The sequence below is a fragment of the Mycobacterium sp. NGS35 genome (assembly GCF_059812855.1).
Genome location: NZ_JCALDL010000009.1, coordinates 32,582 through 50,107 on the forward strand (window position 1 = coordinate 32,582; position 17,526 = coordinate 50,107).

Genomic DNA, 17,526 nt, shown 5'->3' on the forward strand with positions numbered 1-17,526 from the left:
AGGTGTTCGCCTGGTGGGGTCGAATCGTGTACCGCTACCGGTTCATCGTGATCGGGGTGATGGTCGCACTGAGCCTCGGCGGCGGCATCTTCGGGATGAGCCTGGGCAAGCACGTCACCCAGAGCGGCTTCTACGACGACGGCAGCCAGTCCGCCCGCGCCTCGGTCCTCGGCGACGAGGTCTACGGACGTGACCGCACCAGCCACATCGTCGCCACCTTCACCGCGCCGGACGGCAAAACGGTCGACGATCCGGACTGGCAGAAGAAGATCACCGACGAACTGAACAAGCTGCAGACCGACCATCCGGATCAGATTCTGGGCTGGGTCGGCTGGCTCAAGGCCCCGACGACCACCGATGCGACCGTGCAGAAGATGCACACCGCGGATATGCGGCGCACGTTCGTCAGCATCCCCCTCAAGGGCGACAACGACGACGAGATCCTCAACAACTACAAGTCCGTCGAAAGCGCGTTGCGCCAGCTCGACGGCGGCAACGTCGAACTGGCCGGCCTGCAGCCGGTGGCCAGCGAGCTGACCGGCACCATCGCCGAGGACCAGCGGCGCATGGAGGTATTGGCGCTGCCGCTGGTGGCGGTGGTGCTGTTCTTCGTGTTCGGCGGGGTGATCGCGGCCAGCCTGCCGGTGATCGTCGGCGGCCTGTCGATCGCCGGGTCGCTGGGCATCCTGCGTTTCATCGCGATCTTCGGCCCGGTGCACTACTTCGCGCAGCCCGTCGTCACGATGATCGGGCTCGGCATCGCTATCGACTACGGCTTGTTCGTGGTCAGCCGCTTCCGCGAAGAGATCGCCGAGGGCTACGACACCGAAGCGGCGGTGCGGCGCACGGTGATGACGGCCGGGCGCACGGTGGTGTTCTCGGCGGTGATCATCGTCGCGTCGGCGGCGGGTCTGCTGCTGTTCCCGCAGGGCTTCCTCAAATCGCTGACGTACGCGGTGATCGCCGCGGTGATGCTCTCAGCGCTGCTGTCGATCACCGTGCTGCCCGCGGTGCTGGGCATCCTCGGCCGCCACGTCGACGCCCTGGGCGTGCGCACGTTGCTGCGGGTGCCGCTGTTCCGCAACGTCGGCTGGATCAACGCCTACCTGAACTGGTTGGCCGAGCGGCTGCAGCGGACCAAGACCCGCGAAGAAGTGGAGCGCGGCTTCTGGGGCAAGCTGGTCAACCGCGTGATGAAGCGGCCGATCCTGTTCGCGGCCCCGATTCTGGTCATCATGATCCTGCTGATCATCCCGCTCGGAAAGCTGGCGCTGGGCGGCATCAGCGAGAAGTACCTGCCGCCCGACAACTCGGTGCGGGTGGCGCAGGAAGACTTCGACCGCACCTTCCCGGGCTTTCGCACCCAGCAGCTGACGCTGGTGATCCAGAACGCGTCGCCGCCGCAGATCGAGGAGATCGCGAACAAGGCCGCCCAGCTGAGCGGCTTCACCAACCCCACCTGGCAGACCCGGCCCGCGACCAACGAAGGCAACCACGACCCCAAAGTCACGGTGCTGCAGAACGGCTTGGTGAACCAGAACACCGCGGCCGACAAGATCAGTCAGCTTCGGTCGATCCAGCCGCCCAAGGGCGTGACGCTATGGGTCGGCGGCACACCGGCTTTGGAGCAGGACTCGATTCACAGCATCTTCGAGCACATGCCGTTGATGCTGCTGATCCTGATCTCCACCACGACGATCCTGATGTTCTTGGCGTTCGGGTCGATCGTGTTGCCGATCAAGGCGACGGTGATGAGTGCGCTGACGCTGGGCTCGACGCTGGGGATCTTGACGTGGATCTTCGTCGACGGCCACGGTTCGAGCGTGCTGAACTTCACCGCGACGCCGCTGACCGCGCCGGTGATCGGATTGATCATCGCGGTGGTGTACGGCTTGTCCACCGACTACGAGGTGTTCCTGGTCTCGCGCATGGTCGAGGCCCGTGAGCGCGGCATGTCGACAGCCGAGGCGATCCGGATGGGCACCGCGCAGACCGGCCGCATCATCACCGCAGCCGCGCTGATCCTGATGGTGGTCGGCGGCGCGTTCATCTTCTCGGACCTCGTGATGATGAAGTACCTGGCGTTCGGTTTGGTGGCCGCGCTGCTGCTGGACGCCACCGTGGTCCGGATGTTCTTGGTGCCGGCGATCATGAAGCTGCTCGGCGACGACTGCTGGTGGGCGCCACGCTGGATGAAGCGGCTGCAGAACCGCATCGGGCTGGGCGAGATCCACCTGCCCGACGAACGCAAGCGGCCCGCGGTGCGTGAACCCGAAGAGGCACTGGCGGGTGTCGGCGCCCCGGTGCTGCCGCCTCCGCGGCGCCCGCACGACCCGACCCATCCGGCAGTCGAGGCGCCGGCCCGCCCTGGTGCCGCACAGCCCGCGCCGAGGCCCGGCCGTCCGCCGCAGGCGCAGCCGCCGTCGGTGGCCGGGACCACGAGGATGCCGGGCGCTGCGCCGGCCGCCTCCTCTGAGCCGCCCACCACGCGGCTGTCGACAGCCGCAAAGAACGCAGCCAAGGCCGTCATCAACAACGCCGCCGCGATCACCCAGCGCACACAGCGCGCCGCTCCGACGCCGCCACCACCGCGCGAGGAGCGTGAGATCGAGTCGTGGCTCGGCGAACTGCGCGGCACTTCCCCTGGTTCCGCAGCGCCGGCGGAGCGCCCGCCGACACCGCCCTCGGCCGACGCCACCCGTGCGATGCCGGAGGCTGGCGCCGCCGCAGACGACAGCGCTGAGGAAACCACCGCGATCCCGGCGCACAGGCCCGACCCTGAGTCCACCGAGAAGCTGCCCGCGCCGGGTCAAAAGCCCGACGAGCGTCGGCGCGGCGGAGTGAGCGCCCAGGATCTGCTGCGGCGTGAAGGCCGCAGGCTGTAGTTAGTCGTCTGCGGTAGACGGGACCTCGTCGGGTTCGGCGGTGATGCCCACCGGCTCGTCGTAGTCCGATGTTTCTCCCGGCCCGCCTACGTCGTCGTGCCGTTCCAGCAGCACGCGCACGGCGCTGTTGAGGAACGCGATCGTGGGCACGGCCAGCAGCGCGCCGACGATCCCGGCCAGCACCCCACCCGTCGAGATCCCGAGCACCACGGCAAGCGGGTGGATCTGCACCGCACGGCCCATCACCAGCGGCTGCAGCACATGGCCCTCCAATTGCTGCACCGCGATGATCAACCCCAGCGTGATCAGGGCGTAGATGAAGCCCTTCGACAGCAGAGCCACCACCACAGCCAGGAACCCGGCGATCACCGCACCGACCAGCGGGATGAACGCCCCGAGAAACACCAGCGAGGCCAGCGGCAGCGCCAGCGGCACACCCATGATGGCCAGGCCGGTGCCGATGCCGGTGGCGTCGACCAGTGCGACCAGAAACGTCGCGCGCACGTAGCCGATGAGCGAGCCGAACCCGGCCTTGCCGGCGTCGCGCACCTTCTCCCGGACGCTGGCCGGGAAGATGCGGGTGACGAACTCGTAGATGTTGCGGCCGCCGTACAGGAAGAAGATCAGCGTGAACAGCACGACGAACGCGCCGGTGACGATCTCGGTGATCGTGCTGGCGGTCGACAGCGCCCCGCTGGTCAGCTTCTCCTGGTTGTTGCGCAGCGCGTCGACCGCCGACTTCCCGGCGTTGTCGATCTGCTGATTGTTCAAGTGCGCCGGCCCGTGGATCAGCCAGTTCTTGGCCGTGTCGATGCTGTGGGTGACCTGGTCCACCAGCCCGGGCAGGCCCTCGATGAACTGGCTGACGACGAACGCGAGCACCCCGCCGACCAGCGCGATACCGAACAACAGCAGCAGGAAAACGCCCCAGCCGCGTGGCACGCCGTGCCGGTCCAGCCAGTCGACGCCGGGCAGAAACAGCGCGGCGAGCATGGTCGCGATGGCCACCGGTACGAAGATCACCTCGAGGTGCTTGAACAACCACAACCCGGCCAGGACCAGGCCGAAGATGACCAGTAGGCGCCACGACCAGGCGGCCCCCTTGCGCACCAGGGGCGGGACGGCTGAGTCTTCGGGCGCTGGCATTTCCGTAGCGTAACCACCACCGCCGCCGCGAAACCGCGTCGACGTGTGCCGCGAGCCGTGGCCGTCGTGGCGGGTCTGCGGTCTTAACCTGTAGCACGTGTCGCACGACGCCCCGGTCAGCGATGCCTGTAGCGGCGAAGGTCAGTCCCGCGGCAAGTACTGGTGGTTGCGCTGGGCGATCATCGGAATCGCCGCGGTGGTGCTGTTCGTCGAGATCGTGCTCGTGCGTGACCAGCTCGCTCAGGCGTTTCGCAGCATCTCGGCGGCGAAGTGGTGGTGGGTGGCCGCCGCGGCCGCCGCTGCACTGGCGTCGATGCACAGTTTCGCGCAGATCCAGCGCACACTGCTGAGGTCGGCCGGGGTGGTGGTCAAACAGTGGCGTTCGGAGACCGCGTTCTACGCCGGCAACGCGCTGAGCACCACACTGCCGGGCGGACCGGTACTGTCGGCGACGTTCATCTACCGCCAGCAGCGACTGTGGGGCGCCTCGCCGATGGTGGCCTCGTGGCAGCTGGTGATGTCGGGCGCACTACAGGTGGCCGGGCTGGCGCTGCTCGGGCTTGGCGGCGCGTTCCTGTTGGGCGCCAAGAACAACCCGTTCTCGCTGATCTTCACGCTCGGCGGCTTCCTGCTGCTGCTGATGCTGGCGCAAGCAGTGGCGTCACGCCCGGAACTGATCGACGGCATCGGTGTGCGGGCGCTGTCGTGGGTGAATTCGGTTCGCGGCAAACCGTATGACGTCGGGCTCGACAAGTGGCGCGCCATGCTGAGCCAACTCGAGTCGGTGAGCCTGAGCCGCCGCGACCTGTCGGTCGCCTTCGGCTGGTCGTTGTTCAACTGGGTGGCCGACGTGGGCTGCTTGCTGTTCGCGACGTTCGCCGCGGGCGGCCACCCGTCGCTGGCCGGATTGACCGTCGCCTACGCCGCCGCGCGGGCCGTCGGGTCGATACCGCTGATGCCCGGCGGGCTGCTGGTGGTGGAGGCAGTGCTGGTACCGGGCCTGGTGACCAGCGGGGTGTCGCTGCCCGACGCGATCTCGGCGATGCTGATCTACCGGCTGATCAGCTGGATCTTCATCGCGGTCATCGGGTGGGTGCTGTTCTTCTTTCTGTTCCGCACCGAAAGCCAGATCGACCCGGACGCCGCCGAACGCGGCGGCATCGACGCCGAGCCCAAGCCGGCAGGCGGCGACTCCGACGGCGACGGCGCGTCGTGACGCCGTGCTTGGATGTCCGCATGCGACAACGTGTTTGGGCGACGGTGCTCTGCGCAGTCCTGGTCGCCACGTCGTGCGGCACCGGATCGCGGTCAAGTCCTTCGCCCGCCCCGTCGACCGTCACCGTCACCACGGGTCCACCACCGGCGGCACTCGCACCCGCCGGCCCCGCGGCCGCCACACCGGTGATCGGGTCGGTGCTGGCGCCGCCGATGCCCGTGACCGGCAGCGACGGCAAGACGCACCTGGCTTACGAACTGCTGCTGACCAACACGACGGCGCAAGACGTCACCCTGACGTCGGTGGCAGCGACCGCGGACGGCAAACCGCTGCTGAACCTCGACGGTGACGCGGTGGCGGCATGGACGCGGGTGCTGGGCAATCCGGCGCCTACCGCGACGATCGGGCCGGCCCAGACCGCGGCGGTGTGGTTCGACGTGGCGCTCGACGAGGGCGCGAGCATTCCCGCCGCGGTCAGCCACACCGTGTCGCTGTCGCTGCCCCAGCCCCAACCGCCGCTCACCGAGGCGACGATGAGCGAGACCATCGCGCCGACGACCGTGGACAACCGCAAGCCGGTGACCGTCTCGGCGCCGCTGGCCGGGGACGGCTGGGTTGCCGCGAACGGCTGCTGTGACATGAACCCGCACCGGATGGCGCTCAACCCGATCAGCGGTGCCCTGTGGGCGGGCGAGCGGTATGCGATCGACTACGTCCAGCTGACGCCCGACGGCCGGCTGTTCAACGGCGACAAAGGCGACCCCGCGAGCTATGCCTACTTCGGTGCCGACGTGCACGCCGTCGCCGACGGCCAGGTGGTCGCCGTCGTCAACGACCAGCCCGAGCAGGTTCCGGGCGTCCGGCCGACCGGCCTGGCGCTGCAGCAGTATCCGGGCAACCACGTGGTGGTCGACATCGGCGGCGGCAACTATGTCCTGTACGCACACCTGAAGACGGGCAGCGTCAAGGTCACTCCGGGCGAGCGCATCATCACCGGCCAGAGCATCGCCTCGGTGGGCAACACCGGCAACACCGACGCGCCACATCTGCACTTCCAGGTGATGAATACGCCAGATCCGTTGCGCTCCAACGGAGTACCGTTCATGCTCGACAAGTTCCGGCTGACCGGCCGATTGACGTCGCTCAGCGACGAGTTGGTGAGCACCGGCGGACCGGCACCGTTGCAGCAGGGCTTCGCGGCCACAGACAAGACGTATGCGATGCCGCTGGACCTCGACGTGATGAGCTACCCGGGCCGCTGACAGGCTAGCCTCACCAGGTGGCTGTGATGCGGGTGCCGTGGGCGCTGGCCGCCGATGCGGCGTGCGTGCTGGTGTTCTGCGCGGTCGGCCGGCGAAGCCATGCCGAGGGCGTGACCGTGACCGGCGTCGCCGAGACGGCATGGCCGTTCCTCGCCGGGGCGGCGGTCGGCTGGCTACTCAGCCGCGGCTGGCGGGCTCCGCTGGCCGTTGTGCCCACGGGCGTGACCGTCTGGGTGTGTACGGTCGCGGTGGGAATGCTGCTGCGCAGAGTCAACTCGGCAAGTGTGGCAGTCACTTTCGTGATCGTCGCTTCACTGGTGACCGGCGTCCTGCTGCTGGGCTGGCGGGGCCTTGCAACGGCGCGTCGGACGACGGCGCGCCCGCGGTAGCGACCGTCAGCGTCGCCCGTAACCCGCCGAGCGGTCCGTCGCACAACTCGATGCTGCCGCCATGCAGCGCGGCCTGCTGCGCGACCAGCGCGAGCCCGAGCCCGGACCCACCTGTCGCGGCCGTGCTGCCCCGGGTGAACCGGCCCAGCACCGCGCGGTGTTCCTCGGCGGGCAGCCCGCGCCCGTTGTCGTCGACCACGATGTCGAGTCGCTCGCCGTGCCGGAGTGCGGTCAGCACCACGCGGCTGGCCTCGCCATGCGTGATCGCATTGCGCACGAGGTTGTCCACCGCGAGCCGCAGCCCGCTGGGCCAACCGACGATCGCGCCCGCGTCGTCGGCGCGCACCTCGATCTGCACAGGCGGCGACTGTCGCATGTTGTCGCGGGCCACCCGCTCCAAAAGGTCTGCCACATCGATCGTTTCGCGGTCTTCGGCGCGGGCCAGCTGCCCGGACGCCAACTGACCCAGGGCGGTGATGATCGCCTCGACCCTGCGCTGCGCCCGCGACAGGTCGGCGACCACCTCCTCACGCTCTTCGGCGGGCAGGTCGTGGATGCGCAGTGTGTCGAGGTCGGCGCGCATCGCGGTCAGCGGAGTCCGCAGTTCATGCGCCGCGTTCGCGGCGAAGTCCTGCGCTGTCTGCAGCGAATTGGTGGTCGATTCCTGCGCGGCGGCGAGCCGTTGCAGCATGTCCGTCATCGCATCCGAAAGGTCCTCGGCCTCTCGGATGCCCCGCACCGGCGGCAGCGTGTCACTCCCCTTGCCCAGCCTGCGCGTGTGTGCGGTCAGCCGCCGCAGCGGGCCCACCGCAGGCCCGGCGAAAAGCCAGCCCAGCCCGGCCGCCACCAGCACCGCGGCTCCACCCATCAACAGGTACAACGGGATTCGCGTGCGGTCCAGCAGGATGCTGTCGACCCGGATGCCGATGGACACCAGCACGTCGCCGTCCGGGCGGGCCTGTTCGACGGTGCGCACCCGGTAGTTCACCCCGTTCACGCTGACCGTCGTGGTGCCCACCGGTAGCGGTGGCAACTGAAAACCATTGCGGTACAACACTTCTTGTGTGTTCTTTGACCGGATCGTCTGCAGGATCGCGCGCGGTTCAGCTGTGTTGCGGTTCGGCTCGATGCTGGTCTCGATGATCGCGTCGAGCCGCCGGTCCAGCTGGGCCGCATCGTTGTTCACCAACAGCACCGACGTCACGATCGCGAACAACGCGACCACCGCAGCCGCCGCCAGCGCGGCGGCGATGGCCACCCGGGTGCGCAGCGACACCGACCGCAGCCGAATCCGCCTCACGGCTCGCGATCCTCTGGTCGCCTCACGGCTCGCGATCCTCTGGTCGCCTCACGGCTCGCGATCCTCTGGTCGCCTCACGGCTCCGTCCGCAGCACGTATCCGATCCCGCGCACCGTGTGGATCACCCGCGGCACTCCGTCGCGCTCGAGCTTGCGCCGCAGATAGCTGATGAACACGTCGGCGACGTTGGTGTCGACGTCGAAGTCGTACCCCCAGACCAGTTCGAGCAGCCGCTGACGGGTGAGCACCACCCCGGCGTTCTCGGCGAGCACTGCCAGCAGGTCGAACTCCCGCTTGGTCAGCTCCACTCGCTCGCCGTCGACGAACACCAGCCGGCGCGCGGTGTCGATGGTCAACGGGCCGACCGTGATCGCGTCGGAGCGCTCGTCCTCGCTGCGTTGCGCCGAGTGCGACGATCGTCGCAGCAGGGCATGCAGCCGCGCGACCAGCTCACCGAGGTCGAACGGCTTGGTCAGGTAGTCGTCGGCCCCGGCCTCCAGCCCGAGGATCCGGTCGTTGACGGTGTCGCGGGCCGACAGCACGCAGATCGGGATGTCGTTGCCCAGCGCGCGCAGTGCCGTCACCACCGCGACGCCGTCCAACTCGGGCATCTGCACGTCGAGCACCAACGCGTCGTGGGTCTCGCTGGACAACAGGCGCAACGCTTCTTTGCCGGTCGCGGCGACCCGGACGTCGAAGCCCCAATGCCGCAATCCGCGCGCCACCGAGGTCCGCACATCCGGGTCGTCGTCGACCATCAACACCAGGGGGCCCGTGCCGCCGTTACGCGCGGGCGGTTGACCGCCGCCGGGGAGATTGGTTCCCAGCTCGGGCCGCACCGGCTACTGGCAGCGGTTCTTCAGGTCGACGAGCGGTTGGCGGATGCCCTGCAGGTCGGCCCGCACGGTGGGGTTGGCGTCGAGGTAGTTCTGCACGTCGTCGCGGATCTCGCTCTTGGGCTGACCTTTGAGACCGGTGAAGAACGCGTTGACGTCCGGATGGGTGAACAGATAGGCCGACGTGGACGCCGCGACGCCCGACGCCACACCAGCGAGGTCAGCCGCGGTGCAACCTGGCGGTGGGTCGGCCAGCGCGGTGGGAGCGGCGGCCAGCAGCACTGCGCCGGTGATGGCACCGGCACCCAGCAGGCCTGCAACCGCGCGGCGCGCGGCACAACGGGAGAGCGTCATCAGATAGCTCCTTCAGTCACGTGGCAAGTGAACCGTAACCATTGATGGTCATCGACATAGTCAAGCTAAGCAGAATCGACGTCCACTTTCTTGGCTTGCCGCCAAGCTGACGAAGAAAGCCGGCGGTCAGTGACTAGTCGGGCTGGTGGCGCCGCTGCTCGGTGCGCTGACCGGCGATACCGGCGCGGTGGCTGCCGGTCCCGGCAGTGGCCCGGGCGCGGTCGGCGCGCCCGCCGGCAAGCCGGCCCCGTTCTGAGCTGCCTGCACGAATTGCAGCAGCTGCGGGAACGAGATCGGCAGCCGGCACTTGCCGGCCAGCGCCTGCAGCGGTTGTTGAAGCGCCTGCAGATCCTTGCTGACCTGCGGGTTGGCGTCCATGTACGTTTTGACCGCGGCGACGGCCTGCGGCCCCTGCTGCTGCGCAGCAGCGCTCAGCGCGGTGTTGGTGGCCGGATGCGCGTCCAGATAGTTGCCGGTGTTCGTCGCCACCGACCCGATGGTCCGCGCGATCTCGCTCGCCGCACACGGATCGTTGGCGGCGGTGGCCGACGGAACCGTGCTCGCCGCCACGACACCACCGCTCAGGCAGGCCGCGAAGACGCCGGCAAGGGCACGGCGCACAGTCGGGGAAGCCGGGTTCATGGGACAGCTCCTCACAGTTCGCGGACATTCGGGGCAATGCGCATCGCTGCGACGCCGCCGTCGATGACCGCTGCCAGCAAACGACCGATCCACATGGTGCCACCTGCGGTGGGCTGGCCGCCAATCGAAGGACATACGCCCACGTCATGGCAGTCTCCCCCGCGTCGGCCCGGCCGCAGAAAACCCACGTGCGAAGCGTCCAAGCGCAGGTCAGAGTCGCAGTCGCCGCACAGCATCCTGTTGTAGGCTCACGACCACGGGAGAAAGCGGGGGACAGCCATCCAGCAGTTCATGATGCGCTTGAGCAGCAACCTGCGCCGCTACCGCTGGGCGGTGTTCACCACGTGGCTGCTCGTCCTGGTTCCCGCCGTGCTGATCGCGTTGCAACAGTCCAGCAACCTCACCGGCGGCGGGTTCGAGGTCGCCGGCTCGCAGTCGCTGCGGGTGCAGCGGGAACTCGAGAGTCACTTCCCCGACCAGGGCGCGTCGCCGCTTGCGCTGGTCGCCGCCCCGCGTCCCGGCGCCACCGCCGAGGACATGAAAGCCGCCGTGGCTCTGCTGGAGCAGAAGGCCGCCGAAGTGCCCAGCGTGACGGTGGTGCCCAACCCGGCGCAGCCGCCGCCGCGGCCGGACCGGCCCTATGTGGTCTCGCTCAAGCTCGGCTTCGGCAACTCCGGCGCCGTCGACGTCGCCAAGCAGCTGCGCAGCAAAGTCGGCGTCCACGGCGACAGACCAGGTCAACTGAACAACGGCAGAGTCGAATTGTTCGTGATCGGCCAGGGCGCGCTCGGCGCTGCCGCGCAGGCCAACACCAAACACGACATCGCCGAGGCCGAGCGGTGGAACCTGCCGATCATCCTGGTGGTGCTGCTTGCGGTGTTCGGGTCGCTGGCGGCGGCGGCCATGCCGCTGATCCTTGGCATCGTCACGGTGGCCGTCAGCATGGGGCTGATCTATCTGCTGTCGATGTTCACCACGATGTCGGTGTTCGTCACGCCGACTGTCTCGATGTTCGGCATCGCGCTGGCCGTGGACTATTCGCTGTTCATCCTGATGCGCTACCGCGAGGAACTGCGCGCCGGACGTGACGCAAAGCAGGCCACCGACGCCGCGATGGCCACCTCGGGCCTTGCCGTGGTGTTGTCGGGGTTGACGGTGATCGCGTCGGTTACCGGCATCTACCTGATCAACACCCCGGTGCTGCGGTCGATGGCCACCGGCGCGGTGCTGACGGTCGCGGTCGCGGTGCTGACGTCCACGACCCTGATTCCGGCGGTGCTGGCGACGTTCGGCCGGGCTGCCGCGCGGCGGTCCTGGCTGCTGCAATGGTCGCGGCGCCCGGAGTCCACCCAATCGCCGTTCTGGTCACGCTGGGTCGGCTTCGTCATGCGCCGGCCCTGGGCGTCGGCGCTGGCCGCCGCGGTGGTGTTGCTGACCCTGGCCGCTCCGGCGTTGTCGATGACGTTGTCCAACAGCATGCAGCGCCAGTTCTCGCCCGAACACGAGATCCGCGGCGGCGTCAACGCGGCCGCGGCCGCGCTCGGACCCGGGGCGCTCGGCCCGATCCGCGTGCTGGTGACGTTCCCCGACGGGGCCGCCACCAGCGCCGAGCACCGGCAGGCCGTCGACGCGGTCGGCCTGCGGATGCGCGAGGCGCCGAACATCGTCACCGTGCAGCCGCCGGTGTTCGCCGACGACAACCGCAGCGCGCTGCTGTCAGCCGTGCTGGCAGTGGATCCGGAGGACATGTCCGCCCGCGAGACCGTCGACTGGATGCGCGATCGGCTTCCACAGGTGCCCGGTGCTGCCGACGCGCGGATCGACGTCGGCGGCCCCACCGCACTGATCAAGGACTTCGACGACCGCGTGGAAAAGACCCAGCCGTGGGTGTTCCTGTTCGTCTCGACGATCGCGTTCGTGATGCTGCTGATCTCGATCCGGTCGGTGTTCTTGGCGTTCAAGGGCGTGCTGATGACCGTGCTCTCGGTCGCGGCCGCTTACGGCAGCATCGTGATGGTGTTCCAGTGGGGTTGGCTCAAAGACCTTGGCTTTCAACCGATTTCGTCGCTCGACAGCTCGGTGCCGCCGCTGGTGCTGGCGATCACCTTCGGTTTGTCGATGGACTACGAGATCTTCTTGCTGACCCGCATCCGCGAACGTTTCCTGCAGACCAACAACACCCGTGACGCGGTCGCATGGGGTGTGAGCACCAGCGCCCGGACCATCACCAGTGCGGCGCTGATCATGATCGCGGTCTACATCGGGTTCGCGTTCGCGGGCATGCCGCTGGTAGCCGAACTCGGGGTGGCGTGCGCGGTGGCGATCGCGGTGGACGCGACAGTGGTGCGGCTGGTGCTGGTGCCGGCGCTGATGGCGATGTTCGCCCAGTGGAACTGGTGGCTGCCGGCCTGGCTGGCGCGGATCCTGCCGTCGGTGGACTTCGAGCGGCCGCTGCCCAAGGTCGACATCGGCGACGTCGTCGTCATTCCCGACGACATCTCCGCGCTCGGCGTGCCCAACTCCGACATGCGGATGGTGGTCAAGTCCGCCGCCAAGTTCAAAGACCTCGCGCCCGACGTCGTCTGTGTGGCCGACCCGTTGGCGTTCAGCGGGTGCGGCCGCCGCGACGAGGCGCCCGACGAGCCAGCACCCGACGCCGGCCACAGCGGGCTGCGGCGAAACGGTTCAGTGCCGTTGTCGCTGCGGCACCGCGGCAGCCGCAAACGCATGCCGTGGGCCGGTCGCGGCGTGCATCCGGTCACGATGTGGCGGGACAGATTGTCGGTGGCGTTGGACGCGCTGGAGGTCGACGCCCACACCGAGGCCCCGCCCGTCGCGCGGCGCAGCCCGGTGGAGACCACCAACGTCCAGTTGCCGACGGGCGATCGGCTGCAGATTCCGACGGGCGCGGAGACGCTGCGCATGAAGGGTTTTCTGCTGATGTGCCGCAACAGCCGCCGCGACTACGCGGAGTTTGCCGAATTGGTGGACGCCATCGACACCAGCACGGCTGCATCAGTGCTGGCCGGGATGGATAAGTACTACTGTGGGCAACAACCCAGGACGCAATGGGTTGCCACGCAATTGGTGCGCCGGCTGGCCGACCCCCGGCCGGCGGACGACGAGCTGGATCCCGACGTGGACTGGGCGGAAGTCAAGAAGCGATGCCTGTCGGTGGCCGTGGCGATGCTGGAGGAGGCGAGGTGACGTTGGCCCTGGATGCGCATGACGACGCGGCGACCACCATTCGCCTGCCCGGAGCAGCGCAGGCGTCGCCGCTGGCCGCCTACCAGAGCAAGCCCGTCGAGTTCTGGCCCACCGCGGCGATCCGGACCGCGGTGGAAAGCGGCGATCTGGCGATCTGGCAGCGCATCGTGGTGGCGCTCAAACGAGATCCGTTCGGCCGGACCGCGCGGCAGGTCGAGGAGGTGCTCGAAACGACGTCGTCATATGGCATCAACAACGCGCTCGCCGAGGTGCTGGCCCGCAGCCGGGCGCAGCTGGAGGCCGACGAACGCGCAGAGGTGGCCCGCCAGATCCGGGCGTTGATCGACCGCTCCGGACTTTCGGCCCGCGAGTTCGCGTCCCGCATCGGTGTCAGCGGCGACGACCTTGCCGCCTACCTCGCCGGCGAGGTCAGCCCGTCGGCGTCGCAGATGGTCCGGATGCGCCGGCTCGCCGACCGGTTCGCGAAGATGAGGACTCACCGCCCCACCCACCCGCAGTGATTCCGTCGGCTCCGCCCATACGATGTCCGAATGTGGACTGAGCCCGACGACGACGCACTGCGCGAGCTTCTGCAGGACACCCGCACGATCGCCGTGGTCGGGGTGTCGCCCGATCCGTTGCGTCCCAGCAACGGTGTCTACCGCTACCTGAGATCGGCCACCGACTACCAGCTCTATCCGGTGAACCCCACGATCGACGAGCTCGACGGGCAACCGGTGTACCCGGATCTGGCGGCGCTGCCCGTGGTGCCGGACATGGTCGACGTATTCCGCCGTCCGGATCAGCTACGCGGGGTGCTCGACGCCGCGATCGCGGTGGGCGCCAAGAGCATCTGGCTGCAGCAGGGCCTGTGGGACGAGCAGCTGGCCCGCGACGCGGAGGCCGCCGGCATGCGGGTGGTCATGGACCGCTGCCTGAAGGTGGACCACGCGCGGCTCATCCGCCCGGGCCGGCCGGGGCGGGGTTGATCGGCGTGAAATCGAGCACACGCCACTGATCATCGCTGTGCGACAACGTAATTCGCAGTGCGATCACCGCCTTGTCGGCGGGCTGGTTCGGCACGCTGCGGGTCGCACGCATCACCACCGCGACGCTGGCGTCGTCGGAGCTGATCGCTTCGACACCCGCGGAAATCGTCTGCGCTTGCGTCGTCACCTTCTTCGCCGCCTCGTCGGCGACGGTCTTGGCTGACGCGTCACGGAACCGTGTCGCCCGGTCCTGCTCCATCAGGTCGGCGGCCTTGTTGACCGATCCCATCGGATCCTGCGGCGAGAACGTCATCACCGCCTCGGCGAACCTCGATCCCAGCCGTGCCGCCTGGTCCATGCTGGCGGCCAGGTCACGGTCGGGCCGGGTCCACTGCGAGTAGGTCACCAGCATCGCGGCGACCAGCGCCGCGGTGGTCAGCCCTGCCACCGCCAAACGCAATCCGGGCCCGTCGTCGTCGGTGCCCAACGTCACCCGGTCGCGCCGGAACAGGACGAAGTTGACGATCATGGCTTCGACGATCAGCGTGCACAGCACCGCGCACACCGCCACCCACCAGACCCGCCAGTCCAAGGCGTAGCCGATCACCAGCAGCGCTGCGATGGCCGCCAGCGGAGCCGCGATGTCGAACGCGAGCACGCGCCACGCGTTTCTCATCGCAGCAGCTCCAGGTGGGAGACCAAGAGCTGGCCGTCGACGTTCGACACGCTCACCCGCAGGTTCCAGTGCACGGTCTGCGGTTTGGCGCCGGCGTTCTCACTGACCGAGGTGGCGACAATCAGCACGGTGTCGGTGCGCGACGCCACATCCGTCGGCAGCGGTTCGGAGCGGGGCGGGGTCCCGGGCTGACGGTCCAGGTCGTGGTAGAACGCCTCGATCGACGCCGAGTTGATCTGTCCGGTCGTCTTGGACTGCAGCGTCTTCACCAGGTTGGTGTAGGGCTGGATGGCCTTGTCGAATTCGGTGTTGAGCTCCCCGACGGTGCCGTCATGCAGCTTCTGCAGGCTGGCGTCGATGTTGTCCTTGTTCATGTTGATCAGCACGCCCGCCCATGAGGCGGCCACCTGCATGACCCGGGCCTTGTACGCGAGCTCGCCTTCGTCGTCGCGATGGTTGGACCAGATCAGCGACGTCAGCACGATCGCGGCGACGCAGAGCACACCGAGCCCGGCCGATGCGAGGCCCAGCGGCGTGAACACCGGGGCACGGCCGAGCGGGGCCGGTGCCTTCTCGGGAGGGTTCTCGGAAGCGTCGGACTCCTCTGGCACGAAGGCGAGGTTACTTCAGTCGTCTGGAAGGATGGTCCGGTGAACTCCGGTATTGATCTTTCGTACGTGGATTCGGCGACTCGCCCGCAAGACGACCTGTTCGGCCATGTCAACGGACGCTGGCTGGCCGCCTACGAGATTCCGGCCGACCGGGCCACCGACGGCGCGTTCCGCGAGTTGTTCGACCGGGCCGAGGAGCAGGTGCGCGACATCATCACCCAAGCCGCGGCCTCGGACCCCCGGCCGGACACCGACGAGCAGCGGATCGGGGATCTGTACGCCAGCTTCATGGACGAAGACACCGTGGCGCGGGTCGGGTTGGCGCCGCTGCGTGACGAGCTGGCGCTCATCGACCAGGCCGGCGATCCCGCGGCACTGGCGGCGCTGGTCGGGCGGCTGCAGCGCACCGGCGTTGGTGGCGGCGCCGGGGTGTACGTCGACACCGACTCCAAGGACTCCACGCGCTATCTGTTGCACGTCAGCCAGTCCGGGCTGGGCCTGCCCGACGAGTCCTACTACCGCGACGAGCAGCACGCGCAGATCCTGGCCGCCTACCCGCGGCACATCGCCGCGATGTTCGCGCTGGTGTATGGCGGTAGCGCCGACGATCACGCCGACACCGCCGCGCGGATCGTAGCGCTGGAATCCAAACTGGCAGCAGCACATTGGGACGTGGTCAAGCGCCGCGACGCCGACCTGTCCTACAACTTGCGTGCGTTCTCCGATCTGCCCGACGAAGCGCCTGGCTTCGACTGGGCCGGCTGGGTTCGCGCGTTGGGCACCACACCGGAGGCGACCGCGGAACTCGTTGTGCGCCAACCGGATTACCTCACGGCATTTGCGGCGCTGTGGGCGGGCGAGGACATCGAGGATTGGCGGGCGTGGCTGCGCTGGCGGCTGATCCATGCTCGCGCCTTCCTACTCACCGACGAGCTCGTCGCCGAGGACTTCGCGTTCTACGGGCGCACCTTGAGCGGCACCGAGCAGATCCGCGACCGGTGGAAGCGTGGCGTGTCGTTGGTGGAAAACCTGATGGGCGATGCCGTCGGCCGGCTCTACGTCGAGCGGCACTTTCCCCCGGAAGCCAAGGCGCGCATGGACGTTCTGGTGGACAACCTGCGCAGGGCATACCGGGTGAGCATCGAGTCGCTGGACTGGATGACGCCGCAGACCCGTCAGCGCGCGCTGGCGAAACTGGAGAAGTTCACCCCCAAGATCGGCTATCCGAACAAGTGGCGGGACTACTCGGCCCTGCGTGTGGACCGCTCGGATCTGTACGGCAACTTCCGTCGTGGCTACACGGTGAATTACGACCGCGAGCTGGCCAAGCTGGGCTCGCCCGTGGACCGTGACGAATGGTTCATGACGCCGCAGACCGTCAACGCCTACTACAACCCGGGCATGAACGAAATCGTGTTTCCCGCAGCGATTCTGCAGCCGCCGTTCTTCGACGCCAACGCTGACGACGCCGCCAACTACGGAGGCATCGGCGCGGTGATCGGCCACGAGATCGGGCACGGGTTCGACGACCAGGGCTCCAAATACGACGGCGACGGCAACCTCGTCGACTGGTGGACCGACGAGGACCGCGCTGAATTCAGCGCGCGCACAAAGGTTTTGATCGAGCAGTACGACGCCTACACGCCGCGCCAGCTGAGCGGCACCGGACATCACGTCAACGGCGCATTCACCGTCGGCGAGAACATCGGCGACCTCGGTGGGCTGTCGATCGCGCTGCTCGCTTACCAGCTGTCGCTGAGCGGCGCGCAGCCGCCGGTGATCGACGGGCTGACAGGCGTGCAGCGCGTGTTCTTCGGTTGGGCACAGGTGTGGCGCACGAAGTCACGTGACGCCGAGGCCATCCGCCGGCTGGCGATCGACCCGCACAGTCCGCCGGAGTTCCGGTGCAACGGCGTGGTCCGCAATATCGACGCGTTCTACGACGCGTTCGACGTCAGCGAGTCCGACGCGCTCTACCTCGAGCCCGAGCAGCGGGTGCACATCTGGAACTAG

Annotated in this window: 15 protein-coding genes; 8 read left to right on the forward strand and 7 right to left on the reverse strand. The window is 68.3% G+C overall.

Annotated features, from left to right (window positions below; all coding sequences use genetic code 11):
- Positions 1–2 precede the first annotated feature (2 nt).
- The gene (gene mmpL3 / locus AC5Y4C_RS15230) at positions 3–2,885 is read left to right on the forward strand and encodes a trehalose monomycolate exporter MmpL3 (protein ID WP_499961837.1); all 2,883 of its coding nucleotides are present in this window, start codon (positions 3–5) and stop codon (positions 2,883–2,885) included.
- On the opposite strand, the gene AC5Y4C_RS15235 is transcribed toward mmpL3, so the two are convergent.
- Complete coding sequence (locus tag AC5Y4C_RS15235; protein ID WP_499961835.1) at positions 2,886–4,031, reverse strand: AI-2E family transporter; 1,146 nt, start codon at positions 4,029–4,031, stop codon at positions 2,886–2,888.
- A gap of 97 nt (positions 4,032–4,128) precedes the next feature.
- Between AC5Y4C_RS15235 and AC5Y4C_RS15240 the strand changes: the two genes are divergently transcribed.
- From AC5Y4C_RS15240 to AC5Y4C_RS15250, 3 genes are read left to right on the forward strand one after another with little or no spacing between them, the layout of a single operon-like run.
- Positions 4,129–5,247, forward strand: a complete 1,119-nt coding sequence (locus tag AC5Y4C_RS15240) for a lysylphosphatidylglycerol synthase transmembrane domain-containing protein (RefSeq protein WP_499961833.1) — start codon at positions 4,129–4,131, stop codon at positions 5,245–5,247.
- Between the two features lie 20 nt (positions 5,248–5,267).
- Positions 5,268–6,509: a M23 family metallopeptidase gene (locus AC5Y4C_RS15245; protein WP_499961831.1), complete on the forward strand. Its 1,242-nt coding sequence runs from the start codon at positions 5,268–5,270 to the stop codon at positions 6,507–6,509.
- A 26-nt stretch (positions 6,510–6,535) separates the two neighbouring features.
- Positions 6,536–6,898 (forward strand): DUF3054 domain-containing protein, encoded by a 363-nt coding sequence (locus AC5Y4C_RS15250; protein WP_499962049.1) that lies wholly within the window; start codon positions 6,536–6,538, stop codon positions 6,896–6,898.
- On the opposite strand, the gene AC5Y4C_RS15255 is transcribed toward AC5Y4C_RS15250, so the two are convergent.
- From AC5Y4C_RS15255 to AC5Y4C_RS15270, 4 genes are all read right to left on the reverse strand, one after another.
- A complete protein-coding gene (locus AC5Y4C_RS15255; protein WP_499961829.1) occupies positions 6,801–8,198 on the reverse strand; it encodes a sensor histidine kinase in 1,398 nt (465 codons plus the stop codon). The two genes, AC5Y4C_RS15250 and AC5Y4C_RS15255, sit on opposite strands and share 98 nt — an antisense overlap.
- A 74-nt stretch (positions 8,199–8,272) precedes the next feature.
- Positions 8,273–8,956: a response regulator transcription factor gene (locus AC5Y4C_RS15260; RefSeq protein ID WP_499906284.1), complete on the reverse strand. Its 684-nt coding sequence runs from the start codon at positions 8,954–8,956 to the stop codon at positions 8,273–8,275.
- An 84-nt stretch (positions 8,957–9,040) separates the two neighbouring features.
- Positions 9,041–9,388 carry a heme-binding protein gene (locus tag AC5Y4C_RS15265; RefSeq protein ID WP_499904931.1) on the reverse strand — a complete coding sequence of 116 codons (348 nt, stop codon included), beginning with the start codon at positions 9,386–9,388 and terminating at the stop codon, positions 9,041–9,043.
- 126 nt (positions 9,389–9,514) lie between these two features.
- Entirely contained in the window at positions 9,515–10,030 is a 516-nt protein-coding gene (locus AC5Y4C_RS15270) for a hemophore (RefSeq protein ID WP_499961827.1), read from the reverse strand.
- Between the two features lie 291 nt (positions 10,031–10,321).
- Between AC5Y4C_RS15270 and AC5Y4C_RS15275 the strand changes: the two genes are divergently transcribed.
- Genes AC5Y4C_RS15275 through AC5Y4C_RS15285 form a run of 3 tightly spaced genes read left to right on the forward strand, consistent with a single transcriptional unit; the run spans position 10,322 to position 14,226 of the window.
- The gene (locus AC5Y4C_RS15275; protein WP_500008502.1) at positions 10,322–13,237 is read left to right on the forward strand and encodes an MMPL family transporter; all 2,916 of its coding nucleotides are present in this window, start codon (positions 10,322–10,324) and stop codon (positions 13,235–13,237) included.
- Positions 13,234–13,758 (forward strand): helix-turn-helix domain-containing protein, encoded by a 525-nt coding sequence (locus tag AC5Y4C_RS15280; RefSeq protein WP_499904914.1) that lies wholly within the window; start codon positions 13,234–13,236, stop codon positions 13,756–13,758. The genes AC5Y4C_RS15275 and AC5Y4C_RS15280 overlap by 4 nt, the downstream gene beginning before the upstream one ends.
- A gap of 30 nt (positions 13,759–13,788) precedes the next feature.
- On the forward strand, positions 13,789–14,226 hold the full coding sequence (locus tag AC5Y4C_RS15285; protein ID WP_499961824.1) for a CoA-binding protein: 438 nt from the start codon (positions 13,789–13,791) through the stop codon (positions 14,224–14,226).
- Here the strand turns inward: AC5Y4C_RS15285 and AC5Y4C_RS15290 are convergent.
- Entirely contained in the window at positions 14,195–14,902 is a 708-nt protein-coding gene (locus tag AC5Y4C_RS15290) for a hypothetical protein (RefSeq protein ID WP_499961822.1), read from the reverse strand. The two genes, AC5Y4C_RS15285 and AC5Y4C_RS15290, sit on opposite strands and share 32 nt — an antisense overlap.
- Entirely contained in the window at positions 14,899–15,513 is a 615-nt protein-coding gene (locus tag AC5Y4C_RS15295) for a hypothetical protein (RefSeq protein ID WP_499961820.1), read from the reverse strand. Before AC5Y4C_RS15295 ends, AC5Y4C_RS15290 begins: the two co-directional genes overlap by 4 nt.
- A gap of 39 nt (positions 15,514–15,552) precedes the next feature.
- Here AC5Y4C_RS15295 and AC5Y4C_RS15300 point away from each other — a divergent pair, with 39 nt between their 5' ends.
- Entirely contained in the window at positions 15,553–17,526 is a 1,974-nt protein-coding gene (locus AC5Y4C_RS15300) for a M13 family metallopeptidase (protein WP_499961818.1), read from the forward strand.

Bases quoted from the DNA above. Each gene is read 5' to 3' on its own strand.
- AC5Y4C_RS15235 (WP_499961835.1), bottom strand. From the start codon at position 4,031: ATGCCAGCGCCCGAAGACTCAGCCGTCCCGCCCCTGGTGCGCAAGGGG.
- AC5Y4C_RS15245 (WP_499961831.1), top strand. From the start codon at position 5,268: ATGCGACAACGTGTTTGGGCGACGGTGCTCTGCGCAGTCCTGGTCGCC.
- AC5Y4C_RS15250 (WP_499962049.1), top strand. From the start codon at position 6,536: ATGCGGGTGCCGTGGGCGCTGGCCGCCGATGCGGCGTGCGTGCTGGTG.
- AC5Y4C_RS15260 (WP_499906284.1), bottom strand. From the start codon at position 8,956: ATGGTCGACGACGACCCGGATGTGCGGACCTCGGTGGCGCGCGGATTG.
- AC5Y4C_RS15265 (WP_499904931.1), bottom strand. From the start codon at position 9,388: ATGACGCTCTCCCGTTGTGCCGCGCGCCGCGCGGTTGCAGGCCTGCTG.
- AC5Y4C_RS15270 (WP_499961827.1), bottom strand. From the start codon at position 10,030: ATGAACCCGGCTTCCCCGACTGTGCGCCGTGCCCTTGCCGGCGTCTTC.
- AC5Y4C_RS15275 (WP_500008502.1), top strand. From the start codon at position 10,322: ATGATGCGCTTGAGCAGCAACCTGCGCCGCTACCGCTGGGCGGTGTTC.
- AC5Y4C_RS15285 (WP_499961824.1), top strand. From the start codon at position 13,789: ATGTGGACTGAGCCCGACGACGACGCACTGCGCGAGCTTCTGCAGGAC.
- AC5Y4C_RS15290 (WP_499961822.1), bottom strand. From the start codon at position 14,902: ATGAGAAACGCGTGGCGCGTGCTCGCGTTCGACATCGCGGCTCCGCTG.